The sequence below is a fragment of the Coleofasciculus sp. D1-CHI-01 genome (assembly GCF_040218875.1).
Classification (GTDB): Bacteria; Cyanobacteriota; Cyanobacteriia; order Cyanobacteriales; family Coleofasciculaceae; genus Coleofasciculus.
This window is the reverse complement of record NZ_JAVJQP010000184.1, coordinates 1-26466: the sequence shown is the minus strand read 5'-3', so window position 1 is coordinate 26466 and position 26466 is coordinate 1. Positions and strand designations below refer to the sequence as shown.

At 42.9% G+C, this 26466-nt stretch carries 22 protein-coding genes and 1 pseudogene; 21 read left to right on the top strand and 2 right to left on the bottom strand.

All coding sequences use genetic code 11. The features are described 5' to 3' along the window. Window positions 1-77 precede the first annotated feature (77 nt). The 11 genes from RIB93_RS31180 to RIB93_RS31130 all read left to right on the top strand — a co-directional run bounded on the left by RIB93_RS31180 (window position 78) and on the right by RIB93_RS31130 (window position 14905). The gene (locus RIB93_RS31180; protein WP_446378961.1) at window positions 78-1886 is read left to right on the top strand and encodes an acyl-CoA dehydrogenase; all 1809 of its coding nucleotides are present in this window, start codon (window positions 78-80) and stop codon (window positions 1884-1886) included. 7 nt (window positions 1887-1893) lie between these two features. After that, window positions 1894-2292, top strand: coding sequence for an acyl carrier protein (locus RIB93_RS31175; protein WP_446378959.1), 399 nt, complete (start codon window positions 1894-1896; stop codon window positions 2290-2292). A 184-nt stretch (window positions 2293-2476) separates the two neighbouring features. After that, window positions 2477-3943, top strand: coding sequence for an MBOAT family O-acyltransferase (locus tag RIB93_RS31170; protein ID WP_446378957.1), 1467 nt, complete (start codon window positions 2477-2479; stop codon window positions 3941-3943). After that, window positions 3943-4893 (top strand): hypothetical protein, encoded by a 951-nt coding sequence (locus RIB93_RS31165; RefSeq protein ID WP_446378955.1) that lies wholly within the window; start codon window positions 3943-3945, stop codon window positions 4891-4893. Before RIB93_RS31170 ends, RIB93_RS31165 begins: the two co-directional genes overlap by 1 nt. Further along, window positions 4890-6152, top strand: coding sequence for an NAD(P)/FAD-dependent oxidoreductase (locus RIB93_RS31160; RefSeq protein WP_446378953.1), 1263 nt, complete (start codon window positions 4890-4892; stop codon window positions 6150-6152). Before RIB93_RS31165 ends, RIB93_RS31160 begins: the two co-directional genes overlap by 4 nt. Before the next feature lie 117 nt (window positions 6153-6269). Continuing rightward, the gene (locus tag RIB93_RS31155) at window positions 6270-8141 is read left to right on the top strand and encodes a DCC1-like thiol-disulfide oxidoreductase family protein (RefSeq protein ID WP_446378951.1); all 1872 of its coding nucleotides are present in this window, start codon (window positions 6270-6272) and stop codon (window positions 8139-8141) included. A gap of 42 nt (window positions 8142-8183) precedes the next feature. Continuing rightward, on the top strand, window positions 8184-9248 hold the full coding sequence (locus tag RIB93_RS31150; RefSeq protein WP_446378949.1) for an ArnT family glycosyltransferase: 1065 nt from the start codon (window positions 8184-8186) through the stop codon (window positions 9246-9248). Window positions 9249-9347: 99 nt separating this feature from the next. After that, window positions 9348-10829, top strand: coding sequence for an MBOAT family O-acyltransferase (locus tag RIB93_RS31145; protein ID WP_446378947.1), 1482 nt, complete (start codon window positions 9348-9350; stop codon window positions 10827-10829). A 15-nt stretch (window positions 10830-10844) separates the two neighbouring features. Then, the gene (locus RIB93_RS31140) at window positions 10845-12047 is read left to right on the top strand and encodes a hypothetical protein (protein ID WP_446378945.1); all 1203 of its coding nucleotides are present in this window, start codon (window positions 10845-10847) and stop codon (window positions 12045-12047) included. Between the two features lie 53 nt (window positions 12048-12100). Continuing rightward, window positions 12101-13810 carry a glycosyltransferase family 39 protein gene (locus tag RIB93_RS31135; RefSeq protein ID WP_446378943.1) on the top strand — a complete coding sequence of 570 codons (1710 nt, stop codon included), beginning with the start codon at window positions 12101-12103 and terminating at the stop codon, window positions 13808-13810. Between the two features lie 84 nt (window positions 13811-13894). Next, a complete protein-coding gene (locus tag RIB93_RS31130; protein ID WP_446378941.1) occupies window positions 13895-14905 on the top strand; it encodes a glycosyltransferase family 2 protein in 1011 nt (336 codons plus the stop codon). Window positions 14906-14982: 77 nt separating this feature from the next. Here the strand turns inward: RIB93_RS31130 and RIB93_RS31125 are convergent, their stop codons facing one another. After that, on the bottom strand, window positions 14983-15918 hold the full coding sequence (locus RIB93_RS31125) for a lysylphosphatidylglycerol synthase transmembrane domain-containing protein (RefSeq protein WP_446378939.1): 936 nt from the start codon (window positions 15916-15918) through the stop codon (window positions 14983-14985). A 231-nt stretch (window positions 15919-16149) separates the two neighbouring features. Next, window positions 16150-17451 carry an acetylornithine/succinylornithine family transaminase gene (locus RIB93_RS31120; protein ID WP_446378937.1) on the bottom strand — a complete coding sequence of 434 codons (1302 nt, stop codon included), beginning with the start codon at window positions 17449-17451 and terminating at the stop codon, window positions 16150-16152. 600 nt (window positions 17452-18051) lie between these two features. Here RIB93_RS31120 and RIB93_RS31115 point away from each other — a divergent pair. The 10 genes and pseudogenes from RIB93_RS31115 to RIB93_RS31070 form a co-directional block, all read left to right on the top strand. Continuing rightward, a complete protein-coding gene (locus RIB93_RS31115; RefSeq protein WP_446378935.1) occupies window positions 18052-19176 on the top strand; it encodes an RNA polymerase sigma factor, RpoD/SigA family in 1125 nt (374 codons plus the stop codon). A 59-nt stretch (window positions 19177-19235) separates the two neighbouring features. Further along, a complete protein-coding gene (locus RIB93_RS31110) occupies window positions 19236-19733 on the top strand; it encodes an N-acetyltransferase family protein (RefSeq protein ID WP_446378933.1) in 498 nt (165 codons plus the stop codon). A gap of 143 nt (window positions 19734-19876) precedes the next feature. Continuing rightward, on the top strand, window positions 19877-20083 hold the full coding sequence (locus RIB93_RS31105) for a hypothetical protein (RefSeq protein ID WP_044204127.1): 207 nt from the start codon (window positions 19877-19879) through the stop codon (window positions 20081-20083). A gap of 513 nt (window positions 20084-20596) precedes the next feature. Beyond that, a complete protein-coding gene (locus RIB93_RS31100) occupies window positions 20597-21418 on the top strand; it encodes an ABC transporter permease (RefSeq protein WP_446378931.1) in 822 nt (273 codons plus the stop codon). A gap of 36 nt (window positions 21419-21454) precedes the next feature. Further along, window positions 21455-22705 carry an ABC transporter ATP-binding protein gene (locus tag RIB93_RS31095; RefSeq protein ID WP_446378929.1) on the top strand — a complete coding sequence of 417 codons (1251 nt, stop codon included), beginning with the start codon at window positions 21455-21457 and terminating at the stop codon, window positions 22703-22705. An 81-nt stretch (window positions 22706-22786) separates the two neighbouring features. Continuing rightward, window positions 22787-23473, top strand: coding sequence for a class I SAM-dependent methyltransferase (locus tag RIB93_RS31090; protein WP_446378928.1), 687 nt, complete (start codon window positions 22787-22789; stop codon window positions 23471-23473). Window positions 23474-23508: 35 nt separating this feature from the next. Beyond that, a complete protein-coding gene (locus tag RIB93_RS31085; RefSeq protein WP_446378926.1) occupies window positions 23509-24435 on the top strand; it encodes an FkbM family methyltransferase in 927 nt (308 codons plus the stop codon). 46 nt (window positions 24436-24481) lie between these two features. Continuing rightward, a complete protein-coding gene (locus RIB93_RS31080; protein WP_446378924.1) occupies window positions 24482-25357 on the top strand; it encodes a hypothetical protein in 876 nt (291 codons plus the stop codon). A 209-nt stretch (window positions 25358-25566) separates the two neighbouring features. After that, window positions 25567-26109 carry a class I SAM-dependent methyltransferase gene (locus RIB93_RS31075; RefSeq protein WP_446378922.1) on the top strand — a complete coding sequence of 181 codons (543 nt, stop codon included), beginning with the start codon at window positions 25567-25569 and terminating at the stop codon, window positions 26107-26109. A 53-nt stretch (window positions 26110-26162) separates the two neighbouring features. Continuing rightward, window positions 26163-26327 (top strand): annotated as a pseudogene (locus RIB93_RS31070) (IS630 family transposase); the annotation flags it as partial. Window positions 26328-26466 lie beyond the last annotated feature (139 nt).

Genomic DNA, 26466 nt, shown 5'->3' with positions numbered 1-26466 from the left:
GTTTAGGAACATCAGGGTGACAAGTAACGATAATCGTAAAACCCGCCCCTACGAAAAAACACAGAGGCTACAGAGAAATGCATCAACTGAAACAGTATCAAATAGCAGAAGCGCTAGAACGGGATTTGGGAGATCCGGGTCATCCAGAGAGTACGATGTCCTTCAAACGGGTGATGGAACTGGATGAGAGCGAAGAGTTTCCCGAAGCTGAAGTGGATTGGCTTTATAAGTGGAAACTGCAAGATTACTATGTGCCAGAAAACTGTGGTGGCAAGTTTACCTCCTTTGAGGAATTCGTCGCCTTTGTCCGGGTGATGTCGCGGCGAGATCAAACGATCGCGATCGCATTCACCACCATGTTCTGGTCATTCCTTACCTGGATGGCGGGGACAGATGACCAGAAAAAGAAACTATCCCAGTTTATCCGCGAGGAAAAGGGGACAATGTGTCTTGCCTATTCCGAACGGGCGCATGGGAGTGATTTGATTGGCGGTGATGTAACGGCGAAAAAAGTCGAGGGCGGCTATCTCCTCAATGGCGAAAAGTGGCCCATTAACCGCGCCACCCGTTCCGGGGTAACCTTTGTTTTAGCCAAAACCAGTGAAGAAGAGGGCGCTCGGTGTCTCTCCTTATTTATGGTTGACAAACGGCAACTTGACCCCTCTACCTATTACCATCTGCCCAAAATCCTCACCCATGGGATTCGCGCTTCGGATATGAGCGGGATTGGGTTTAAGGATTGCTTTATTCCCGAAGACATGCGGTTAAAGGACGAAGGATCGGGGCTAGAACTAGCACTCAAAGGCTTCCAAATTACCCGGATGTTGTGCGCCGCTTTTTCTCATGGTGCGGCTGACACGGCGATGAGAACCACGCTCAATTTTGCCGTTGACCGGGTTATTTATAACAAAACGGTTTTTGATATCCCCCAACCTCGGCAAACCTTAGTCAATGCCTTTATTGACATGTTGGTTTGTGATTGCGAAACCATTGGTGCAGCCAGAGGGTTTCATATCATCCCCGAACAATTCTCGGTTTGGGCGGCGGTGGTGAAATACTTCGTCACCATCAAACTAGAAGAGGTGATTAACAGTGTTTACGTTGTCCTCGGTTCCCGCTTCTATATGCGCGATGAGCATGACTACGGCATTTTCCAGAAACTGCTGCGGGATAATTCAATTATCAGTATGTTTGATGGCAGCAGTGTGGTGAACCTCCATGCTCTAATTCTCCAGTTTCGCCAAATTGCCAAATATCGCTCCAGACGCAAGCAGAAGACGATGGAGGGGATTCAATCCCGCCTGGATACCATTTTTTCCCTAGAAAAATCCGTCCCGCCCTTTGAGCCAGAAAAACTGGGATTATTTGGTCGCGGGGCTGATGATGTACTGCAAGGGCTAGAAATTGCCTGGGAACAGCTTCAGGAGCTGAATATGGAAGCGGATGTTGACGCCGACGTACTGGAAAAAATTACCACCTTAACTACCATTGTTCTAGAAGAACTCGACGCCTTCGATGAACGCATTGCCAACTCCGGATTTGAACACGGTCATGATCAAGATCCCGAACTCTTTGAACTGGCGAAAAAATACTGCGACTTACACGCCGCCGCCGCGTCAGTTCACACCTGGATTTACAACCGAACTATCTTGGATGATTTTTTTGCTAAGGGAGAATGGTTAGTCTTAGGACTTTATCGCTGCTTACGCCCCTGGCGATCGCTGCCCAATATTGTCCCGAAAGCTTACAGTGAAAATGTGGCACAACACCTGCTGAAGCTGCATCAGGAAAACAAAATGTTTTCCATTGTACCGATTCAACTCGCCCAAACTGACACACAAGAGGAAAAACCCCATGCAAGTGCAGAACTCCAACTCCAAGCCTAATGACGTTATGGTTCAAAGTGACGTAGACACCACCAATCAGTCTGTTGATTCCGTCCAAGCTATTCAAAATTGGATGGTGAATCAACTGGTAGAACAACTATCCCTAGATGCCAAAAACATTGATGTTACCGAACCCTTAACCCGCTATGGGCTTGACTCTATTGATGCGGTAACCATTGTCGGTGAACTCGAAGATTGGTTAGAGGTGGAATTGCCTTCAACCTTGTTCTGGGATTATCCAACAATTCAGAAATCGGCTCAATACCTAGTCGAAGAATTCGATGTTTCAGCCGCATTAAACAACGCCGAACCCGCCGCCCCCTCTGAGACTAAAGAAGCGAAGCCCGAAGCATCGGAAAAATCCGGCAAAGGCTGGGGTGGATTTTGGAAAGGATTGGGAGGGTAGAGACGTAGCATGCTACGTCTGGGAGCTGAGGAAGATGGGGGAGATTAGGGAGATTATGTAGGGGCGGGTTTCACTACTATCTTTTTGGTTACACCCAGATGTAACTAAACCCGCCCCGACTAAATGACAAATGACAAATGACGAATGACGAATGACAAAGGACAAAAAAGGAGGAAGCCGTTAATTGAATTTTTCTGACTTTTCCTTCTGGTGGATTCTACTACTTTACGCCATTCCTTTCTTTGCCATTCGCTATGTTGGCAAATCACTAAAGCTGTGGCGAGACGAGTTGGACACCATCGGGTTGGCGGTAATGTCACTGATGTTGTTCTTAAACGCCAGTCGCTCCAGTTTCGCCATCTTTATTGTTGAAATCGTTTTCAACTACTTCATGGTACGGCTGATGCTGCGGCGTCGTGGCAATGGTGCCAAGCTAATTGCCGCGATTGTAATTATCACCGATATTGCTATCCTCGCCTACCTCAAATACTTAACCTTTTTTGCTGAAGATGTAGTTGGCATTGTCGTACCGGGATTCAAGAACAACTGGGAACAAGGCTTTCCCTTGCCCATCTTTCAACAAATTCCCCCTGGTGTTTCCTTCTACACCTTCCAGATGGTGGCGTTTGTGGTTGATTCCCTCAGACCTAAATATAAAAAACCCATCGCCTTTCTGGATTACATTAACTTTATTGCCTTCTTCCCTCAGATTGTCGCTGGACCGATTGAACGACGGGCTGACTTATTACCCCAAATTCAATCATTTCGGTTTAAATTCACAGCCGAAAACTTTGAGTTGGGATTACGGTGGCTATCCTTGGGCTTCTTTATGAAGTTGGTGCTAGCCGATAATATCGCCCCCTACATTAACTTACAAGAAACCGCCAATCCCTGGATTGTTTGGTTCTTTGCTTACTTATTTACCTTGCGAATCTACTTTGATTTTGCTGGGTATAGTTTCATGGCGCTGGGTGTGGCGAGAATATTGGGAGTTAAACTAACCGTGAACTTTCTGGCACCCTATACTTCTGTCAGTATCCAAGAGTTTTGGCGGCGATGGCACATTACCCTAAATAACTGGTTTCGCGACTATGTGTTTCTGCCCCTAATGGGGTCTAAAAAACAATTAGCCGCTTTCTTTTTATTCATCACCTTTACCTTATCCGGATTCTGGCATGGTGCGGCGTGGAATTTCATTATTTGGGGCGCGTATCACGGGGCGTTACTGTTGCTATTGCGATATACAGGTAGACCTTTTCAACGCTGGATGGGAGCAGGAAAAGTCTCCCGGTTTCAGTTTATATCCTGGGCGCTAACCTTTGGTTCAGTGACGCTGGGGTGTCTGTTCTTTATGGATACAAATATTCTGCGATTACTCGCAAAGTTACGCACGATTGTTACCCCATGGGCGTATTCGTTATCGAATTTAGGCGAATTCTTGAGTTCCTACAGCCTCAACGAAGGCACGGTTTTAATTGTCACGCTGTTGTTGGCAAATGCCGTGTTATTTATGGAACATCTCGCCGTTTGGCAAAAACGGAAGTTTGAATATGAATTGTTACTATTACCTTGGGTATCGCGAGTTTTATTAGGATTAACTATCCTATTCGCGGCGAATCAGCCGTCTGAGTTTATTTACTTTGAATTCTGATGTGGAAACCATTAAAACTGACTAGTTGGATTGCAGTTGCTGCTATCGCGTGGACAATCGGTTATATTTACAACGCCCGCTATGGCGGAGAATTAAGCTGGCTCCGGATGATGTACGAAGACAAAATCGCGTTAGCTGAGGAGAAGGTGGAAGCGCCGCGACGGTTACTGATTACTGGCGGTTCAGGGGCGCATTATACGATTAATTCCGAGTTGATGTCAGAGAAATTGGGAATTCCGGTGTTGAACTTGGGAATCGATGGACCGGTGGGTTTGAATGTGATTCTTCCCAGTATTATTGGTCAAGTTCGTCCCGGAGATATTGTGCTACTGATTCCCGAATATCTCATTTTATGGTCAGAAGATGGATTAGGCGATCGCTCGGCTCAATTTGGTGTGGCGATTGGACGTCCGGGGTTAGGTGGAATTCCCCCGAAACAATTGGCTCAAGATACCCTACTCCTGGGTACAGCCACACTCAGAGGTATCACTAAATCTACGATAGATGTAATCCAAAAAGGACAGATGACGGGGTACTACTCGGATGGAGTGAATGCGTATGGTGATCCCGCCCCAGAAGATGATAAACGCCGCACAGGAGAGTGGTGGGAATTACCGATTAATAAACCCATCACCAAACATGCACTTAAACGGATTGAGCAATTTCGTCAGGAAGTCGAAGCCAAAGGAGGAACATTAGTTCTATCATTACCCTGGGTTTATGCTCGCACCGATGAGAAATCCGTGGAAAATGTGGAAAAAACGGCAGAGGAGTTAGCCAAAATTGCCCCATTAATTTATGACCCAGAGTCTTTAAATATGAAGACGAACTCCGATTTATTTGCCGATACCCACTACCACCTAACCCCTAAATCTCGGACAATTCGTTCGAGGGAGTTGGTGAAGCAACTGAGAGAAATTCCTGAACTGGACTTTAGGAATGAACAATGAACCATGAACCCTCGATTCACATCTGTATTCTCGGTGGGGGGTTTGGTGGACTTTACACCGCCTTGTACCTGCAACGGTTTCGCTTGTTTAAATCACCGAAGTATAAAATTACCTTAATCGATCGCAAAGATCATCTAGTGTTTACACCCTTACTTTATGAACGGGTGACCCAGGAACTGCAAGCCTGGGAAATTGCCCCCCGTTATCGAACCTTAATTGAAAACACAACGGTTGACTTTTGTCAAGGAAATATTCAGTCGGTCGATCTCGAAAAACGCCAAGTGAAGCTGCAATTAGAGACACTATCAGAATTAGGGCAAAATCTGAAAATCCTAAATTATGACTATTTAGTCTTAGCCGTTGGTGCCGAGATGCGCTTAGAGGGCGTACCGGGTGTGGCGACTTACGCTTATCCCTTTCGCACCGTTACTGATGCAGAACGCCTCAACCAACAGCTTAACCAGTTGGAACAGTCGAATTTGCCCCAAATTCGCATCGCGGTGATCGGTGCAGGACCGAGTGGTGTAGAGTTAGCTTGTAAACTGAGCGATCGCTTGCAGGAACGGGGACAGATAAGACTGATTGAACGGGGTCAGCAATTGCTGAAAACCTTTACCCCCTACAGTCAAAAATCCGCCTATCGCGCCTTAACTGCACGTCAAGTACAAATGGATTTTGTAACTAGCGTAGAGGCGATTGAATCGGATCAAATTACCCTGATTAATCAGAACGGAAAAACCCTTATGCCTGTTGATCTGGTGTTATGGACAGTGGGGACTCGTTCAATTGAATGGGTACGCCATCTCCCTTGTCAGCAGAATCCTCAAGGTAAGATACTCACCCACCCTACTTTACAGGTTGTGGATTATCCAGAAGTCTTAGCCCTAGGGGATATGGCAGAAATTCAAGATTATCCAGGTCAACTCCCCAAAACCGCACAAGTGGCTTACCAACAAGCGGATTGTGCCGCCAAAAACCTGTATCGGGCGGTTAGGCGTAAACGGTTAAAGCCGTTCCGCTATTTACATTTAGGCGAAATGTTGACCTTGGGAAAAGGGGAGGCGGTAGTGTCCAGTTTTGCCATGAAGATCAGCGGTCGTTTGGCTGGTATGATTAGACAATTCGTCTATCTTCAGCGATTGCCCACCCTGCGCCATCGCTGGCGGGTGTTGCAGCATTGGGTCGGTCAATGGTTGGTTAATTTAAGGCGACAATTGGCACAGCTATTCTGGAAACGGCGACGAAAAACGGTTCGTTAATTGTCATTTGTCATTCGTCATTCGTCATATTTCATACTTAAGGGGAATTTTACTGACTTAGTATCGAAATTATCGTTTTTTGAGGCAAATCCTAAAATCCCGTGAGGTCTACCGTTTATGGCGTCCAGTGTGCAGAAACCGAAAGGTAAGTGGTTGAGTAAACTTGAACCCTTGTTTGGGTTTGATTTGCGATCGCTAGCTGTGTTTCGTATCGGTGTCGCGATTATCCTGATTGCCGATTTGCTCATCCGTGCCCAGGATATTACAACACTGTACAGCGATGCGGGGGTATTGCCGCGCCCAGCATTGATCGAGGAAATTCTGCATCCCTGGTATTGGTCTGTACATCTACTGGGGGGTCAACCCTTTATTCAAGGCGTTGTCTTTTTGCTGGCGGGGTTAATTGCCGTCGCCCTACTGGTAGGATACCGGACAAGGTTAGCTGCGATCGCGTCTTGGGTGTTGTTGATTTCCCTACAAAATCGGAATCCTACCGTATTATTTGCCGCCGATGACATGATGCGGGCGCTATTGTTCTGGATGATGTTTTTACCCCTAGGGGCGTGTTACTCGGTGGATAGTTCCTTAAATTCATCCAGTAAGCCGTTACCCAAGCGGATTATCACCGGGGCTACATTCGCGCTAACCTTACAAATTTATTACATCTATGCCTTTTCCGCTGCGTTTAAAACAACCAGCGATATCTGGTTTCCCAAACTCACCGCCGTCTATTATGCCTTAAGTTTTGACCAGTACGCTGCACCACTGGGTCAATTCTTGCTGAACTTCCCGCCCCTGTTAGTGTTTTCCACCGTTGCCACATTAATATTGGAGTGGATTGGACCCCTATTTCTATTTATCCCCTGGCGCACCACGTTTTTCCGCTGCGCCACGATTATCACGTTTATCTTGTTACATATTGGGTTTGGCTTGACGCTGCATATCGGCTTGTTTCCAGCATTAGGGATATTTGTCTGGTTGGTGTTTATCCCAACTGAGGTATGGGATGCCCTTTATAAGCGAGTGTATACCCCCGAACGGGCAGGATTGAGGATTTATTATGATGCCGACTGTGGGTTCTGTAAAAAGGTTGTTTATCTGTTGCGAACCTTTTTAATCTTGCCCAAAACCCCCTTACAAACGGCGCAGGATGACCCCTCAATTTATGCCGACATGCAGGAAAAAAACTCCTGGGTGGTTGTAGACTGGCAGGATAACAGGCATTTCAAGTGGGAAGCGATGGCGTATGTGGTGAGTCTTTCTCCGGTCTTTAAACCTCTCGCTTATATTCTCCGTTGGCGTCCTTTGATGGCGGTGGGAACAAAGTTCTATGAGACAATTGCCTCAAATCGTCAAGTTGCGGGTCAATTCACCGCCCCCTTAAAATTTCGTCCGGTGGAAGTCCGTTCTTCGGGACTATTAAACATCGTCACCTTGTTGTTATTGGCTTACGTTACCGTTTGGAATTTCCGCAGTTTAGCTGATGCGCGATCCCTAAAGCAGACACTCGATCCCAATGTTCGTGCCAAAATTGACCGGGTGATGAAGTCAAGGACGCTGAATTCCCTAGACTGGATTAGTCGCCTCTTGCGACTCGATCAATCCTGGAGTATTTTCGCCCCAGCGCCGCCCAGAGATGATGGCTGGCACGTTATTGTCGGTAAACTCAAGGATGGTAGCGAGGTTGACCTTTTGCGGAATGGGAGATCTGTAAATTGGGATAAGCCAACGATTAAGCAGCGCAATGCCCTGTATCCCAATATGCAGTGGCGTACCTACTTCATCAATCTCAATCGCGCGATCGGTAATAAACTTTATCCTTATTATGCTGAGTATTTATGTCGCACCTGGAATGAACAGCATCAGGGAAACCAACAACTAGAAAGTTTAGAAATTTACTTTGTCGAAGAACGGACGGTTCCACCTGGAGAAACTCAGAATTTAGAGAATAAAAATCAGTGGCAGCAACCTTGTTCTGGAGAATACTAGTCAAAACTGATAATAATAAAAACTAATTCAATGAATTAAAAAATGCAAGAAAAGAATCAATCTAAAGACCTCACAATTATATATTTACTAATAATTTTGGCAGTTGCTGCATTACTAAGGTTACTGTTTCTTGGAACTATACCGAATGGCTTTTTCTGTGATGAGGCGTCTAACGCCTATGATTCATATTCAATGCTAAAAACCTTGCGCGATCAGCATGGTACATTCTTACCGTTGTTCTCAAGAGCATTAGATGATTATCGGGAAACTTTATATGCATTTATTACGATTCCTTTTATTAAAATATTTGGACTCAATGAATTTGCGGCTAGATTTCCTGCTGCTTTAATAGGAGTTTTGACAGTCCTAGTTATTTACCATTTAGTGAAAGAATGCTTTGATAGACAGACGGGCTTATTTTCTGCCCTATTACTAGCGATAAATCCCTGGCACATTCAATTTAGTAGAATTGCTTTCAGAGCAATTTTAATCCCATTACTATTTTCTTTGGGATTCCTATTTTTTGTTAAAAGTTTTAGGAAAAATAACTATCTACCTCTAAGTGGGTTGATTTTTGGATTGAGTCTTTATACTTATAGCTCAGCCAGAGTTTTTGTTCCACTTTTTCTAATGGGCTTACTTGTTATTTATTGGCGGCATTTATGGGAAAATAGGAAACAGACATTAATTGCATTAGTATTATTTTTACTTAGCTTTATTCCCCTTTTCAGCTTCTGGATTTCTCCTGAAGGAATGGCAAGAGCCACAGGTTCTGCCGCCACTGGGCTTACTTTCAATCCAGGTACTGTTCTTAGATATTACCTATCTTACTTCAGTCCAGATTTTCTATTTTTCAGCGGTGATCCAATACCCCGTCACAGTCCTGCTAAAATTGGTCAACTTTATTATTTTGAGATAGTAACAGTTATAGTAGGGTTATTTTATTTGTTAAGGGAGCATCACCCAGTAAAACCTATATTACTATTATGGTTGTTTCTCTTAACAGAAAAAGGATATAAGTGGAAAGAAGTTTATGCCGTTAAGGATTTTCGTGGAATTGAGTATCTAAAATTGATTAAATTAAGTAAAGGTCAAGTTAAAACTTAAAAGTATATTTTGACCTAAAGGCATGAAATTACAATAATATGTCCTAGGTTGCAGGATTAGTTAAGTTTAATTGACTCAAAATCATAGAATTTATAAAATATGCTATTTAATTCCTACGTTTTTATCTTTGTCTTTTTACCGATTACTTTAATTGTTTTCTTTGGCTTAGCCAGATTTAGATTGACTAAGTTGGCTGCCCTCTGCTTAACCATCAGTTCCTTCATTTTTTATGGCTACTGGAATATCGCATATTTGCCCCTATTGCTGATTTCGATTGTCTTGAATCACCAAATCGGCAAAGCCATAGAAAATACTCAACCGAAGGAAAAACAAGCCAAGATTTTACTGTGGCTAGGGATTAGCGTTAACTTAGGGATTATTGCCTATTACAAATATGCGAATTTTTTCCTGTCTTCAATCAATGGCATTCTCAACACTGATCTGATTATTCCCACAATTATTTTACCGCTAGGTATTTCCTTTTACACCTTTACTCAAATTGCATACTTAGTTGATGCCTATCGAGGGGAAACTAAACAGTCGAACTACGACTTGCTAACCTACAGTTTGTTTATCAGTTATTTTCCCCAATTAATTGCTGGACCGATTCTACGCCATGACGAACTCATCAATCAGTTTCGCCAAAAGCGGCATTTCATCTTTTCTCAAAAGAACATGGCGCTCGGCTTAACCATGTTTACTCTAGGACTCTCCAAAAAAGTCTTAATCGCAGATAATATTTCGCCCTGGGTCGCCCCTGTCTTTAATAATCCAGAGGCTGTCAGCTTTATTGAAGCCTGGGTAGGCGCACTGAGTTATACCTTTCAACTCTATTTTGATTTCTCTGGCTATTCGGATATGGCAATTGGTTTAGGGTTAATGTTTAACATCCGCCTACCCATTAACTTTAACTCACCCTATAAAGCCATCTCAATTATTGACTTCTGGCGACGTTGGCATATTACCCTCTCCAATTTCCTGCGGGATTACCTTTACCTTCCCCTCGGTGGTAGTCGTCGGGGACAAGTACGCCGCTATACTAACCTTTTGATTACCATGTTATTGGGTGGGTTATGGCATGGTGCGGGCTGGACTTATGTAATATGGGGGGGATTGCATGGTATGTATTTATCCATCAATCATGGGTGGCGTAAGTTGAATATGCCATTACCCAAGCTATTGGGGTGGATTGTAACCTTTATTGCCGTCATTATGGGATGGGTATTATTTCGCTCTCGCAATCTACCTGAAGCCGTTGAACTTATCCAAACAATGGTGGGAATCAACGGTGTTACATTACCCGGTGAAGCTCAAGGTAAGTTGTCAATATTAACCCAGTTTGGATTACAACTTAAGTCATGGAATGATTTAGCTTATTTACCCCAAGTTAATGGCAGTAAGGCTTTAAGTCTACTCGTGTTAATTGGGCTAACCTTTTGTGTCACCTTTTTACCCAACACGCAGCAAATTTTGCAAAAGCTGAAGCCTCGATGGTGGTGGGCTGTATGGGTGGGAATATTAGCCAGTTTTTCGTTACTCTCACTCAATCGCGTATCAGAATTTCTGTACTTTCAGTTTTAATACATTTGAATCAGCATGAAACTATCTACTAAATCTACCTATAAATCGTCTAAAAAATTGTCTAAATCTAACAGAAAAAAAATATCAAGAAAACCCTATCGTTGGTTTAATTCAATCTTTCTTATCGCTGCGTTAACGCCGTTAATTTCTGTAGGACTATTCAATAGTCTGATTGATCCTTATGATATCTTCAATACGCCCGATATATTGGGGTTTAACACGTCTAAACCTAACAAAGATAAAAACGACAGACTGTTCAAAGCAACAGATATTATCCGGATTAAACCTGTCACCGTTTTTATTGGTTCATCCCGAACAAAACAAGGATTAAATCCTAGCTATAATGCGTTAACAAATAAACAACCTGCTTATAATTTAGCCATTAACGGACCAAATACCTATGAAGTGAGGCGTTACTTAGAACATGCGATCGCGAATCAGCCCAATCTAAAAACGGTGGTATTGGGAGTAGACTTTTTTATGTTTAATGCTTCTCTCATGAATCAACCTACTTTTTCTAACAATAGACTAGAGAAAAAACACATTGCTCTGCAAGATTTTCTAAATTCTACCTTTTCATTAGATGCGCTGTCAGCTAGTCAAGAAACAGTACAGGCAAGTTTGGACAATGCCAACGACAATAATGATTATGGGGAAAATGGCTTTATGCCTAGTGGCAATATCGAACCTGATGCTACAGAATGGAGATTTAATGGCGGAATAAAACTTTACTTTGAACTCCATTCAGATTATAAATTTTCTGATGACTACTTCTCCGATTTCAAAAAAATTGTAGAACTGTGCCAAAAACATGATATAGACTTAAAAGTTTTTATTTCACCCTCCCACGCTACCCAATGGGAAGCCATTCGTGCCACTGGACGTTGGCAAACCTTTGAACAATGGAAGCGAGATATTGTAAACATTGTTCCGGTTTGGGATTTTTCTGGGTACAACAGTATTACGACAGAACCCATTCATGATACGATGCAAAACTATGTCGATAACTCTCACTACACTGAAAAAGTGGGGAATTTAGTCCTTAACCGTATTTTCTCACATAACGAAAATACTGTACCTAATGATTTTGGGGTTTGGCTTACACCTCAAACCATAGAGTCTCACTTGGATAAAATTAATGCGGATCGGGAATTATGGGCAGAAGAAAATTCTGAGGAAATTCAGTTTGTGGAATCCATTAAAAATCAAATAAAATAAGTAGTTGGATAAACAACAATTAATACAATAAGTATTAAAGCAATTCTTAAACTATGCTTAAGTTAATTAAAAAAAAGTTATTCCTGATCAAAGCTATTTTTTGGTTAATAGCTATTATATTAGGCTTGCTACAAGCGTGGTCGAATCGTTATAGCTTATCGACTGGAGATGCTATTTCGTATTTAGATATTGGTGAGGCATACTTTCAAGGAGATTGGCAGCAAGCTGTCAACGGTTATTTTAGTCCTCTGTACTCATTGTTATTGGGGTTAAGCGTTTCTGTACTCAACCCTTCTAGTTATTGGCAGTTTTTTGTGGTAAAACTCGTCAATTTTACAATTTATTTATTGAGCTTAGTTGCCTTTGAGTTACTCTTAAGTGAATTTATCAATTACTATAACATAAAGCTATCTAATAACACCCAAAAACAAACTTTAATTATTCCCGACTGGATCTGGTATGTATCTGGTTACATTTTATTTCTTTGGTCAGCATTAAAGTGGATAGGTATTGATAATGACACCCCAGATATGTGTGTGGCAACACTAGTTTACTTAGCTGCATGGCTAGTATTGCGGGTGTACACCCGGTCAGATCATTGGCTCAACTTTATCGGTTTAGGAGTAGTCTTAGGACTAGGATATTTATCTAAAGCTATCATGTTTCCCATGGCGTTTATATTCCTTGGTACTTGTTTCTTTTCAGTTGGAAATATCCGCCGCTCTTTGCCCCGAATTTCAGTCGCATTTTTAGTGTTTGCCCTGATATCCACTCCTTTTATTGCTGCAATTTCTCAAGCCAACGGCTATCTTACCTTTGGCACAGCAGGCAAATTTAACTATGCCTGGAATATTAGCCCAGGAGGAATTTCAAATCATCACTGGCAAGGTAAACCTCCAGGTAGTGGTATCCCAAAGCATCCCATTAGAACAATCTTCGATAATCCTATCGTTTATGAATTTGCTACTCCTATCGGTGGCACCTATCCGCCTTGGCACAACCCATCCTACTGGAATGCTGGTTTGAAGCCTCAATTTAATCTACAAAAACAGATCGGAGAAATATGGAGTCATGCCTTTGAATATTACCGTATATTTTTCGGCGTTTTAATGTTTAGCTACTTGACTTTTGTTTCTGTTAGCGGTAAATTTGAAACTTCAATCAAAGCGTTGATCGGAAATTGGCGGTTCCTGATTCCCGCTTGTGCTGGATTAGGAAGCCTTTTACTGGTTCATGTTAGACCCAGGCTAATTGCGGCATTTGTTGTCCTTCTGTTTGCTGGTTTTTTTGCCAGTATACGCCTGCCTAATTCTCCAGAATCAAAACGATTAATAGTTGGCATGACAGTGGGTCTATTATTTTTCGCTGGCAGTCAATTTACGACAATAAGCCAAAATGCTGGAGAACCTATTCATTGGAAAATTGCTAACGACTTGAATCAGATAGGACTTAATCCGGAAGAAAAAGTTGCGATTTTGGGAAGATATGGAGTCGGTCATGCTTACTATTGGGCAAGATTAGCCCAAGTGAAAATTATCGCTGAGATTCCTAGCCTGCAACAATTTTGGCAATCCGATGATTCTACTCGCTCTCAAGTCTATAAGACTTTAGAAGAAGCAGGAGCGAGAGTTTTGGTCGAGGAACCGGGAGTTAATTCGCCCTTAGACTATAGGTCTCTTCAAGGTTGGCAAAAACTGAAAAATTCAGATTGCTATATTTATTTTTTATCTTCTGAGGATAGTGATCGACGTGATTGGGAATAAGTCCTAAACTTTTAACAGAAAGCTAAATAATTTAATTTGTTGATAATATTGACTCGGGGTCAAACTCAGCATTGAGCATTAACTATGACAGATTCATTATCATTTAAGGACTATCAATCACCCATCGCTCCATCAAATCCACTGGCGTTATCGGTAGTTGTACCCATTTACAATGAAGTCGCTAGTATACCCCACCTAATTGACGCCGTAGCAACGAGTTTAAAAGCCAATCAGCTTTCCTACGAAATTGTCTGTGTCGATGATGGTTCCCAAGATGGTTCCACAGAACTCCTCCTGGAGTTAGCACGCAGCCGCCCGGACTTAAAAGCGGTGATTCTCCGCCGAAATTACGGTCAAACCGCCGCCATGTCAGCCGGATTTAAACATGCTCAAGGTCGCGTTATTGTGATGATAGATGGCGACTTACAAAATGATCCGGCTGATATTCCCGCCTTACTCGCCAAGATGGAAGAAGGATATGATTTAGTCAGTGGTTGGCGCAAAGAAAGACAAGATGCGGCTTTAACTCGACTCCTCCCCTCTAAAATTGCCAATTTACTTATTGGAAAGGTAACTGGCGTTAAATTACATGACTATGGGTGTTCCCTTAAAGCCTATCGTTCTGAACTGGTGGCGGATATGAATCTCTATGGCGAGTTACATCGATTCTTGCCAGCGTTAGCTTACATTGAGGGAGCCAGAATTAGCGAAATTCCCGTGCGACATCATGCCCGTCGTTATGGTACAAGTAAGTATGGATTGGGGCGAACGTTTCGTGTGGTGATGGATTTATTGACCGTATTTTTTATGAAAAAATTCCTCACTCGCCCCATGCATGTCTTTGGGCTATTCGGCTTGCTTTCCTTCGGCGTAGGATTGCTTTTGGGGCTATATTTAACTATCCTAAAATTAGGGTTTGATCAGCAGATTGGTGACCGACCATTGCTAATTTTAGCCGTTGTGCTGTTATTAGCAGGTGTCCAGTTATTCAGCGTTGGTCTATTGGCAGAAGTTTTAATGCGAACCTATCACGAGTCCCAAGGGAGACCCATTTATCGAGTGCGGGAGGTCGTAGGAGGGATGAAGGACGTGTAGGGTGTGGGGTATGGGGTGTCGGGTGTCGGGAACGATTGAACCCGCCCTTACCGTTGATTCGCCTTCTTCTGGATTATTTATCTTTTAGAAGTCTTTTCCATACGTTCACTTAAAATTGCCAGTCCAGCGGCGCTGATTTCTGCCAGAATACTAACTAGGCGAAATAAGGCAACTCCTGTCAGGATGAGACTTGTGGGCAACTGCTGATTTAAAAGCGCGATCGCAGTGGCTTCAAATACCCCTAAACCGCCAGGTGCCCCAGGTATGACTAATCCCAGTAACCAGGCGAAACTAAACGCACTCAGTAACGACGGGATCTGACTCGGAGTAATTGATCCTACCGCCAGTAAGGTAAATAAGAATCCGGTTCCCCGAAATCCCAAAAAACCGATTTCACCCAACAACGGCAATAAGGGATAGTGTTTAATCGGAAACTCTTGCGTATCTTGAATTTTCTTAAATCGGCTTAAGCGTTGAACAATAGGATTAAGAACTCGCGGATGAACTCCCAGCAACACCACGGCTAAACCGACAAATTTTAAACCCCATATTCGGCTATCAGACGCCATATTCACCCAACCCAATCCACCACTAATTAAGGCAATCGCTAACGCAGAAGCTGCCATTAACAGGGGTTCGAGCAACACGCTGATACTAGCAGCCCCCACGGAACCTCCTGCGCCCATGACAGCGGAAATTCGACCGTAGAAATGCCATACATTGCCGGGTAAATATTTAGCAACATTTGTTTTCAGATAAACTTGCAGCGCCTGACGCTGTCCGATAGGTTGTTTAAATGCCTTGAGAATCCACGTCCAAACCCAACCCGACCAAATATGTGCCAGAAGCGTGACCAAGACTGCGATCGCCAGCATTGTCCAGCCCTGGGGATCAATGCGAATTCCCGCAACGTCTCGCCAATGATCTTTAAAAGCTTTAGCGATAAAAAATAGCGTCCCGCCCAGAATGAGCCAGCGAATGTAAGGTTTTATCGATGACCAGATTTTTTTCATGGGCTAATGGGGGGAGCAGGGGGAGATGGGGAATATGGGGAAGAGTGTGTAGGGGCGGGTTTTACCACTAACGTTTCGTTTTCACCCTGATATAACTAAACCCGCCCCGACCTAACCGTTCAATTATCACAAATAACAAATGACAAATGACGTAGCTTGCTTGGCGCTCCGCGAGTTCTCCACCGTTAACTTTAATTGTGTCCACCTACCTATGACGAATGACGAATCTCCTTATTTACCGATCGCATCAGCGAGCTTGGCTATAGATTGTTCAACAATTTTAGCGGCGGTGTCCACCTCTTCAGCCGAGACAATCAAGGGCGGGACAAAGCGCACCACTTTTGGACCTGCGGGTACTAGCAGCAATCCTTGCTCCATCGCCGCTTTCACCACATCCACCGCCGTAAGTTCCACATCCGCCTTTAACTCCATCCCATTAATCAGTCCCCAACCGCGCACTTCATTAATGAGCTGGGGATAGTTCATCGCGATCGCTCTTAAACGAGTCCGCAACTGTTCACCCCTTTCCTGAACGTTTTGCAAAATACCTTCCTGTTCCAACGTCTGAGCGACGGTTAAGGCGGTAGCACAAGCCAAAGGATTCCCGCCAAAGGTACTGGCGTGATCCCCAGGTTGAAACACATCACAGAATTGCTTACACAGCATCGCCCCAATCGGAACACCGCCCGCTAATCCCTTAGCGCTGGTAAAAATATCGGGCTCAATCCCTAAATTCTCATATCCCCAATACTTACCTGTGCGACCCATCCCCACTTGCACTTCGTCTAAAATCAGCAAGATACCCGTCTCGTCACAGATTTTCCGCAAGCGCAGGAAGTACTCCAACTCGCCCGGACGCACACCCCCTTCTCCTTGCAGGGGTTCCAGCATCACTGCGGCTACTCGTTGATCCCCTTCATCCAATTCTCCGATCGCATCTTCCATGGCACCGATATCGTTATACGGCACATAATAAAATCCTGGCACCAAGGGATCAAAATTCTTTTGATACTTGGGCTGACCCGTAGCTGTAATCGTCGCTAACGTGCGTCCGTGGAAACTGGCGTTCGCCGTCAAAATTACAGGTTTCTCAATGTCTAGAACCGTGTGGGCGTATTTCCGAGCCAATTTAATTGCCCCTTCATTCGCCTCCGCACCCGAGTTACAGAAAAAGACGCGATCGGCACAGGAATGCTCAATCATCCACTGAGCTAATTCTCCTTGAGGGGGAATATAGTACAGATTAGAAACATGGTGCAGGGTTTTGATTTGCTGCGTCACCGTTTCGATCAGAGCCGGATGAGCGTGACCCAAGGTACAGGTAGCGATCCCAGCCACAAAATCGAGATAATCACGTCCGGCTGTATCCCAAACTCGACAACCCGTACCCCGTTCTAGGGCGATGGGGAAACGATTATAAGTTCCCATCACGTTAGTATCGAAATCCTTGGGATTGTATGCAGTCGATACACCTTCTGCTGATTCAGCAGGAATTCCGGGATTCTCGACGAGAGTTGGTTTGGTCACGAACATTATCTCCTAATTTGATTGGTCATTTTTCAGGGAACAGGGAACAGGGAACACCTCGACTTCGCTCGGTGTGAACAGGTAAGGTATAATTTTGAGTCAACTTCCCCAGCTCCCCCTGCTCCCCCTGCTCCCCCTGCTCCCAGACGTAGCATGCTACGTCTCTACATGGCTCCCCCTGCTTCCCCATCCCCATCCCCTTCAGCTTATTTTCACCCGATCGGTAGAGAGGAAAACACCGACCTGTATGAGATTCTGTATATAGCCCATTGAGTTTGCCGCTATAATCCATACATCTATGCTGTTCAATATTTTGTAATCAGGGCAACAACTAGCCAAATTGCTTCTGGTAGCCTTAGAATCAGTATTTTCTAATCCTAAACATAGAGAAGGTATCGAGATGGGGGTGCGCCTTGAATGGCGACTCTCTTTCCAATCATCTCTGATGTTTGTTGAGCTGTACAGCCCGTAGCTACAGCCAGTGTTGAAAAATTTTCATTGACAGTACCCATTTATATTCAGTCCATCTGCTCAATCTGTCTAACTGACCGATTGCCTAAAAACCCAATCACAAGCTTTCATAACACTCCTACTTCAAACCTAACTATGACTATCGCACAATTGAACCCAACTGCTACTCGTCAGTTTACAGAAGATACGGATTTTTCTCACCCTCAGAGTGAGCAAATCTCAGATAATGACCAAAAGCAGGTCGAAGTCGAATTTTCCGAAACAGAGACTCGTGCAGGAAAAACCCGGCAATCTGGCTACCATAAAACTAGCTCTGATGATACAGTAGGAGCGTTCTTCAAGGAGATGGCGCGTTACCCCTTGCTGAAGCCAGAAGAAGAGATTGAGTTAGCCACTCAGGTTCAATTCCTGGTCGAAATGAACGAGACGACTGAACGCTTGCACCAAGAGTTGGGACGCAAACCGACGAACGCTGAACTGGCTCAAGCTTTAGATCTGACCGAACGTCAATTTGAAAATCGCCTCTACCGAGGACAGATATCTAAGCGTAAAATGATTCGTTCCAACTTACGCTTAGTCGTTTCCATCGCCAAGCGTTATCTTAACCGGGGAGTTCCTTTCCTGGATTTGATTCAAGAAGGCGCATTAGGACTCAATCGGGCGGCGGAGAAGTTCGATCCCGCCAAAGGTTACAAATTCTCTACTTATGCCTATTGGTGGATTCGTCAGGCGATTACCCGTACCATCGCCAACGACGCCCGTACCATTCGCTTACCAATTCACATTGTCGAAAAGCTGAATAAGCTGAAAAAAGTGCAACGGGAACTCAAGCAGAAACTGCAACGGACTCCCGACGAAACCGAACTCGCAGAAGCTTTAGACATTAGCCGCACTAGCTTGCGTCAGTTGTTACAATTACGTCGGCGATCGCTCTCTCTCAACCATCGGGTGGGTAAAGGCGAAGATACAGAACTCGTAGATTTGCTAGAAGACAACGATTTACATTTGCCCGAACAGCAAATGAGCGAATCGATGATGCGTCAAGAGATTTCCGATGTCTTGAGTGATGTTCTCACCGAACGGGAAAAGGATGTCATTTCTCTACGCTATGGGTTGGCGACGCCTGAATCCTACACCTTAGAAGAAGTGGGCAGCATGTTCAACCTTTCCCGCGAACGGGTACGTCAGATTCAGAGTAAAGCCATGCGGAAGCTGCGCCGTCCTCAAGTTGCTCGCCGCCTACAAGGGTGGTTAAGTTAGGATTTGTTTTGTAGTAAGCGCTTCAGCGCTAATGGCACGCTTCGTGCCAACTACCAATCATGAATAAGTTGAAGATACGACCCGCTACCCCAACAGATGTGCCAGTGCTGTTTGAACTCATTCAAGCACTGGCTGAGTATGAGAAGCTGTCTCACCTAGTCACAGGGACGGTGGACGCTCTCCAAGACCACTTGTTTGGGGCTAAACCTTATATTGAGGCAATTCTGGCAGAGTATGAGGGGCAAACGGTAGGCTTTGCCCTGTTTTTCTCTAACTATTCCACCTTTTTAACCAAACCGGGCATTTACATCGAAGATTTATTTGTGCGCCCGGAATTTCGGCGTCAGGGTATCGGGAAGGCGTTACTAACCTATATGGCTCAACTAGCGCTAGAACGGGATTGTGGACGCTTAGAGTGGTCTGTCTTGGACTGGAATGAACCTGCGATCGTGTTTTATCAGCGCCTCGGTGCTAAAGTGCTACCCGACTGGCGCATTTGCCGAGTCACAGGTGATGCGCTTCCCCAATTAGCGACACAAAGCTTATATAATCTTTAAATTGGTTTACAACTTATGTCGCCAAAGCTAATGAAATATCAAAAACCGTGTTTTTCCTCTTGCCGTCAGTGATCCCAGTCTTTTACAAAAATAAGTAGATCTACTTAAGATTGTGATTAACTGTTTTAGGGAATGAGGAGAACATCATGATTTGGGTGAATGAACAGGTTGATCCCGGAGGTCTGATTTATTCGTGCATCGCTTGTCGTGACGAGGCTCAAGCCAAAGATTGCCATGAATCCTTCCAGCAGAACTTGACAGAAGAGCAAAAATCAGCAGGTTGGGTAGCGCGTCTGAGAACCGTCAGTTCCTGGGATGAGGTGCCAGTCAATGCGTTGAAGCTGGACTGAGGGTATCTGTATAATCTGGGATTGTAGGGGCGCTGGCTACAAGAGCCTATCAACCCTTGATTCTCCTGTAGGGTGACCCGCTTGCCATCCGTGTCAACTTAAGCCACAGTGTTCCTTTCCGTAATGCCAGAAGCATCTTTATGTGATGGTTCCCCTTCTCCCTTGAAGATACTGCTGGCGAATTGGAAAAACCTAACCCCCCAGCCCCCTTCCCTGCGAGGGAAGGGGGAGCATCAAAGCCCCTCCCCGCGTCGGGGAGGGGTTTGGGGAGGGGTCAGACCCCTCAGTTAATGACCAGCAGTATCCTTGAAGGGAGAAGGGGTTAGGGGATGAGGGTGAAAAGCTTGCCAGTATTGGTTTTCACCTTAAGTTGACACCAATGACCAAGGTGCGCTCATAAAATCCGTCAATGCCCACTCCAATTGGACTTTAAGGTTATTGGCATTTGTACAAAATATCATTAGAATCAAAAGATTGAAGCCAACCTACCCAAGGACACATAACAAATGACCAATGACGCAAGAACTGATAATTGAGGCAGGTCGCACCGAACAACAATATTGGAAAGACTTGTGGCGTTACCGGGAACTGTTCTACTTTCTAGCATGGCGAGATATCCTGGTAAGATACAAGCAAACCATCATTGGCATAGCCTGGGCGTTAATTCGACCCTTTTTAACCATGGTGGTATTTACCATAGTTTTTGGTAAACTAGCAAAATTACCCTCTGAAGGCGTTCCCTATCCGATTTTGGTATTTGCGGCGATGTTACCTTGGCAGTTCTTTTCCAATGCTCTTTCCGGGTGCAGCAATAGTTTGATTAGCAATGCCAATTTAATCGCCAAGGTCTACTTTCCCCGCTTGATTGTGCCAGCCAGTGCCGTGATTGTCAGTTTTGTAGACTTTATGATATCAGGGATAATTTTGCTAGGCTTAATGGCGTGGTATGATTTCCTACCCAGTTGGCGAATTTTGACACTACCATTTTTTATTATAATTGCGTTTGCAGCATCAATGGGGGCAGGGTTATGGCTAGCGGCACTTAATGTAAAGTATCGGGATTTTCGGTATATTGTCCCGTTTATCGTCCAGTTTGGTTTGTATATTTCCCCCGTGGGATTTAGTAGCACAATTGTGCCTCAAGAGTGGCGGTTAGTTTATTCGCTCAACCCGATGGTTGGGGTAATCGATGGGTTTCGTTGGGCAATTTTAGGTGGGGAAGCTAAAATTTACCTGCCAGGATTTCTACTTTCATTGGGATTGGTGTTTGGAGTATTGGCAAGCGGGGTGTGGTATTTTCGTAAGGTAGAACGGACGTTTGCGGATGTAATATAGGTATTTTCAGTGGATAAGCGAACTAGGTAATGGGTAATGTCTGACGCGGTGATTCAGGTCGAGAATCTCGGTAAGAAATATATCATTGGTCATCAGCAGCAGGAACGTTACACAGCGCTGCGGGATGTGATTGCTAATGGGGCGAAGTCTCTCGGACAACGGTTGCTGAAGCCTTGGGGGAAACAGAGTGCTAACCCAGCTTATGAGGAGTTTTGGGCGCTCAAGGATGTGTCATTTGAGGTTAAGCAGGGTGATAGGATTGGGATTATTGGGCGTAACGGTGCAGGAAAATCAACACTCTTAAAGATTTTAAGCCGAATTACGGAACCAACAACCGGAAAGATTCGGATAAAAGGGCGAGTAGCAAGTTTGTTGGAAGTGGGGACGGGGTTTCACCCGGAGTTGACAGGACGGGAGAATATATTTTTAAATAGTGCGATTCTGGGGATGAGTAAGGCAGAGACTAGGCATAAATTTGATGAGATTGTGGCGTTTGCGGAGGTAGAAAAATTTTTAGACACGCCAGTAAAGCGGTATTCTTCGGGAATGTATGTACGGCTGGCGTTCGCCGTAGCAGCTCATTTAGAACCAGACATTTTAGTTGTCGATGAAGTGCTAGCAGTGGGAGATGCACAGTTTCAAAAAAAGTGTTTGGGCAAGATGGAAGATGTGGGACAAGAAGGGCGGACTGTGTTATTTGTGAGTCATAATATGAATGCCGTTGAGGCTTTGTGTACAAGCGCTATGCATCTGAAATCTGGTCAACTTTTTGGTATAGGAGCTGTATCAGATCAAATTGAACTATATCTCAATTCTTTCCAGGAGCAGAGCGAAATTACTTATTATAATCCGACTCAGCTAGGGGAGAATCTACAACTTCAGAGACTAGCAATATCCCCAAACCCTGTTGTGAGTGGAGAACCTGTAGAGTTTGCCCTAGAGTTTTGGTCATCTGAAGCAACTCAACTTAACGAAGTGGCACTATTAATTCATTCGGCAATGGGTATACGTGTTGCTCTCCTTAATCTTAAAACCAATAATCTTACTCATAAGCTAGACGGTGCTACAACTTACACAATCGTTGTAACTGCAAAATCTATTCCTTTGGTAGCAGGTGATTATAATGTAGGACTTTTCCTCAGTTGTGGAAAGCTGATGAATAATTTTTTAGATCTATCAGTTTTAACTGTTGTAGACAAAGAAGAATTAGAACACTCTTTTTTATATCCTAATCGTCTTCGAGGATTCATAGAAATAGATTTTCAAATTTATAGTTCTTATTTGTAGTTTTTAGAGGTGAGTTGGAGCAATTAAACATACTAAAATATCAAGGTTTATTTCTATTTGTTTTGTATAGAGGAATTATTTATGCCTGGAATTAGTGCAATTTTATTTGTGGCTAGAAACTTAGATAAAGCTGAAATTAGAGGTAAAAGGATTATTGATGTTGGTTCATACGACTTCAATGGTAGCATTCGTCCGTTAATTGAATCATGGGAGCCAGCTGAGTATATTGGTGTGGATATCTTGAACGGATCTAGTGTTGACGTAGTTTGTAATGCTGACGATTTAGTTGATAAATTTGGTAAGGAAAGCTTTGATGTTGTACTTTCTTTAGAGATGTTGGAACACTCCAGAAATTGGAAGCGATCAATCAGTAATATTAAAAATATTTGCAAGCCTAATGGAATTATTTTAATAACAACTCGATCTTATGGTCATCCTTGTCATGGATTTCCTCATGATTTTTGGAGATATGAATTTGAAGACATGAAATACATTTTTTCCGATTTTGAATCTATATTAATAGAAAAAGATTATCAATCTCCTGGGGTTTTTTTAAAAGCTAAAAAAAATATTTTTTTTATTGAAAAAGAATTATCAGATTACTGTTTATACAGTATTTTATTCAACAAAAAATTATCAAAAATAAACAAGCAAGATTATAAAACATTCTATTTTAGGCGTTTAGCAATGAAACAGCACATAAAAAAAATAGGCAATAAACTAATTTTTAATTCAGGTAAAGCAGTGACTAGGTTTTTAAATATCTAGCCAATAAAACAATAAAGTAAATTAATAATTTAATCATGAAAATAAAAATAATAATGGCTAAATTTTTAGCCTTAATTCTTCTAAAAAACCCAGTATTGGAAAAACTTTTCTGCCACCTTTGTTCAAAACCACTTTTGAGGAAAACTCTGAGACTAGGCGGTGTAGCATTCGGCTGTGTTTACGCTTTGAACAAGCCAGAAATCAGACTTGCTCAACTTCCTGGTTACAAAATGTATGTCAATATTGCAGAACCTTTGGGTATTAGAGCTTATTTTTTTCAAGATACGTCAACGCTATGGCTAGTCTCAAATTTAGTTGATGAAGGTGATATTTGTATGGATGTTGGTGCAAATATGGGTCACTACACTTTTTTGATGGCATCCAAAGTAGGAACTAGGGGTAAAGTAGTTGCTTTTGAACCCCAGTCTAACTATTTTCAGATGATTAGTAATTCAATAAAACTGAATAATTGGGAGCAATTTGTCTCTGTTGAGAATAGAGCAGCTTGGAATATTAGTGGAGAAAAATTGAAATTTTATCTTTCTGATAATCCTAATAATTCAGGAACTTCTTCTCTGGTTAATCATGGGCTTTTCTTAAATAATGATAAAACTACTCGGGTTACGACCATATCGATATCTGATTATTTAAGAGAAGCGAGATTTAGTCAGTGCAAGCTTATAAAGATTGATGTAGAGCGAGTTGAGCTTCAGGTTTTACAAGGAATGATAGCGCTATTAGAAAGCAACTCAGTAGACTTTATTATTCTAGAAATGTACGCACACAGAGAGGCACAAAAACTACTTTGCAAATTTGGATATAGTTGTTTTTTGCTTGATTCATCTCAAGAAAGAATTGTCCCAATTATAAAAATTAAGCAAGAGCATTTCGGAGATTATCTTTTTATTAGTCCCCAAGCTTGGAAAAATTTTAGAGAGTGTTATGCAGAACTTATGTTATAAAATAGTTGATTTTCTCTATGCATGAAGTAATAATTGACTAAAATCTATGAAAATTGATAAGATTATTTCAATGGCAAATCAGAAGGTGCGACTGCGCTTTCTGGCAATGGAGCGCTCCTTAAGAGCTACTGGTTGCCAATTGCCAATTTTGGTCATTCCCTACGATGATAATCTCTTTGAACTCCCAGAAGGCTCTACCTGGTGGGAAATTCCTGAGATTACGAACTGGTTAAATGCTGAGCGAACTCACCCAACCATGCGGAAATACCAATGTCTGACGGTAGGAAATTATCAGTTTGTCGATGCCGATGTCTGCTTCTTGAAGAATCCTGAAAAAGTATTGGAACCTCATTTTGGTTTTATTACCTCATGCGGACATTGGCATAATTCAAACCACACCTATACCGAACAGTCAAAGCGCATAATGTCGCAAAAGACTACTACCTGGCAGAAAAGTGTCTTTAATACGGGGCAGTTTGCCTGTGATTGCCCCCTTTTTGAAATTGAGAAACTGAAGTCAGTAGCGATGCGACCGGATTTTATAGATACCTGCATTCAGTTTAAATTTCATGAGCAACCAGGACTTAACTTGCTAGTATTTGAGTCTGGAGTGGAGATTACAAATCTTACTCTTCCTCCTTTGTCTATGGAATCAACTTGGGCTGGTGACTACCCCGCTGAATATATTCACTACTGGATAGAGCAACAGCGCAAACCCTATTTAATTCACTGGGCAGGGACTAAAATGGATGTACCTCGACCTATCAATCAAATTTTCTATGATTTTCTTGCTCAAGCTGAAAGAACTGAGTGGGATGAACAGGTTAAGCAGTGGAGTAAATTACAGGGCAAAAAGAATAAGCATATACAAGCAGTTGCTCATCGCTTCAAGCGTGCATTGAAGACTCTAGTTTATTCCTAAAACAATTTTTTCATAGTAAGGTGTTTGACAGAGGTAATATTATTTTGTACAATTTATCTTATTATATTTTTTATTTTTTGATTCCTTTGTATCGATTTTATCGAGCAAGTCGTAAGGCTAAATGGTTATTTGTTCGCTCTCAAAAAATAAAGTCATATCTTAACAAATTTGAGGTGCGAAAACTCCAATTGGGTGGGGGTTCCCATCCTATGGCTGGCTGGTTAAACACTGATTTATATCCCTTTCAAGCGCCGGGGGTTCTTTTCCTTGATGCAACCAAACCCTTTCCTTTTAAAGATGAAACTTTTGACTATATATTTAGTGAACACATGATAGAGCATATAACTTATCAGGATGGCTTGTTTATGCTTCGCGAATGTTACCGAATCTTAAAACCTGGTGGCAAAATTCGGATTGCTACACCTGACCTAAGTATCCTAGCTAGTCTATACAGAGCAGAAAAAACTGAAGATCAAAAAAGATACATCATATCAGTGATTGATACTTGGCTTCCAGACATAGAAGTCTACAATGAGTGCTTTGCTCTAAACAATATGTTCCGCAACTTTGGACATCAATTTATTTACGACCAACCCACCCTCCAATGTGCTATGGAAAAATTAGGTTTTATCGAGGTGACTCGCTATCCAATTGGAAAAAGTGATGATGAGGTTTTTCAAGGAATTGAGTTTCATCTCAATGATGAAGCTATACGGTTTGAGACAATGGTGTTAGAAGCTAAATGCTTTTGATGCAATTCATTGAGAACTGCTATATAGGGTCTGCTGAATAAGTTTTGTGGTGGAGAGCGGGACTCAAACCAGTAATTAGACGTACTTGGGTGGATGAGTGGACAGTACCAACAGCGAAGGTAAATTGGCGTTTTCAATGGTTGTGGCTTTATGGTTTTGTTCACCCAAAATCGGGTCAAACCTATTGGTGGATACTACCCTACATAAATATTCAGTTATAGCGCTACGCGCTGGTATAGTTACAAGTTCTGAAAAGCAGCATCAGCAGCTTGATGAACGTTAAAATCATATATTGGTAGCTCTTTTCTAATAGCCGTCTTGATTTTATGCCACCAATGCTCAATTGGGTTTAAGTCG

Excerpts from the sequence above, each read along its gene's own strand:
- RIB93_RS31180 (WP_446378961.1), top strand. The coding sequence starts at position 78 with ATGCATCAACTGAAACAGTATCAAATAGCAGAAGCGCTAGAACGGGAT.
- RIB93_RS31175 (WP_446378959.1), top strand. The coding sequence starts at position 1,894 with ATGGTTCAAAGTGACGTAGACACCACCAATCAGTCTGTTGATTCCGTC.
- RIB93_RS31165 (WP_446378955.1), top strand. The coding sequence starts at position 3,943 with ATGTGGAAACCATTAAAACTGACTAGTTGGATTGCAGTTGCTGCTATC.
- RIB93_RS31160 (WP_446378953.1), top strand. The coding sequence starts at position 4,890 with ATGAACCATGAACCCTCGATTCACATCTGTATTCTCGGTGGGGGGTTT.
- RIB93_RS31155 (WP_446378951.1), top strand. The coding sequence starts at position 6,270 with ATGGCGTCCAGTGTGCAGAAACCGAAAGGTAAGTGGTTGAGTAAACTT.
- RIB93_RS31150 (WP_446378949.1), top strand. The coding sequence starts at position 8,184 with ATGCAAGAAAAGAATCAATCTAAAGACCTCACAATTATATATTTACTA.
- RIB93_RS31145 (WP_446378947.1), top strand. The coding sequence starts at position 9,348 with ATGCTATTTAATTCCTACGTTTTTATCTTTGTCTTTTTACCGATTACT.
- RIB93_RS31140 (WP_446378945.1), top strand. The coding sequence starts at position 10,845 with ATGAAACTATCTACTAAATCTACCTATAAATCGTCTAAAAAATTGTCT.
- RIB93_RS31135 (WP_446378943.1), top strand. The coding sequence starts at position 12,101 with ATGCTTAAGTTAATTAAAAAAAAGTTATTCCTGATCAAAGCTATTTTT.
- RIB93_RS31130 (WP_446378941.1), top strand. The coding sequence starts at position 13,895 with ATGACAGATTCATTATCATTTAAGGACTATCAATCACCCATCGCTCCA.
- RIB93_RS31125 (WP_446378939.1), bottom strand. The coding sequence starts at position 15,918 with ATGAAAAAAATCTGGTCATCGATAAAACCTTACATTCGCTGGCTCATT.
- RIB93_RS31120 (WP_446378937.1), bottom strand. The coding sequence starts at position 17,451 with ATGTTCGTGACCAAACCAACTCTCGTCGAGAATCCCGGAATTCCTGCT.
- RIB93_RS31115 (WP_446378935.1), top strand. The coding sequence starts at position 18,052 with ATGACTATCGCACAATTGAACCCAACTGCTACTCGTCAGTTTACAGAA.
- RIB93_RS31110 (WP_446378933.1), top strand. The coding sequence starts at position 19,236 with ATGAATAAGTTGAAGATACGACCCGCTACCCCAACAGATGTGCCAGTG.
- RIB93_RS31100 (WP_446378931.1), top strand. The coding sequence starts at position 20,597 with ATGACGCAAGAACTGATAATTGAGGCAGGTCGCACCGAACAACAATAT.
- RIB93_RS31095 (WP_446378929.1), top strand. The coding sequence starts at position 21,455 with ATGTCTGACGCGGTGATTCAGGTCGAGAATCTCGGTAAGAAATATATC.
- RIB93_RS31090 (WP_446378928.1), top strand. The coding sequence starts at position 22,787 with ATGCCTGGAATTAGTGCAATTTTATTTGTGGCTAGAAACTTAGATAAA.
- RIB93_RS31085 (WP_446378926.1), top strand. The coding sequence starts at position 23,509 with ATGAAAATAAAAATAATAATGGCTAAATTTTTAGCCTTAATTCTTCTA.
- RIB93_RS31080 (WP_446378924.1), top strand. The coding sequence starts at position 24,482 with ATGAAAATTGATAAGATTATTTCAATGGCAAATCAGAAGGTGCGACTG.
- RIB93_RS31075 (WP_446378922.1), top strand. The coding sequence starts at position 25,567 with ATGGCTGGCTGGTTAAACACTGATTTATATCCCTTTCAAGCGCCGGGG.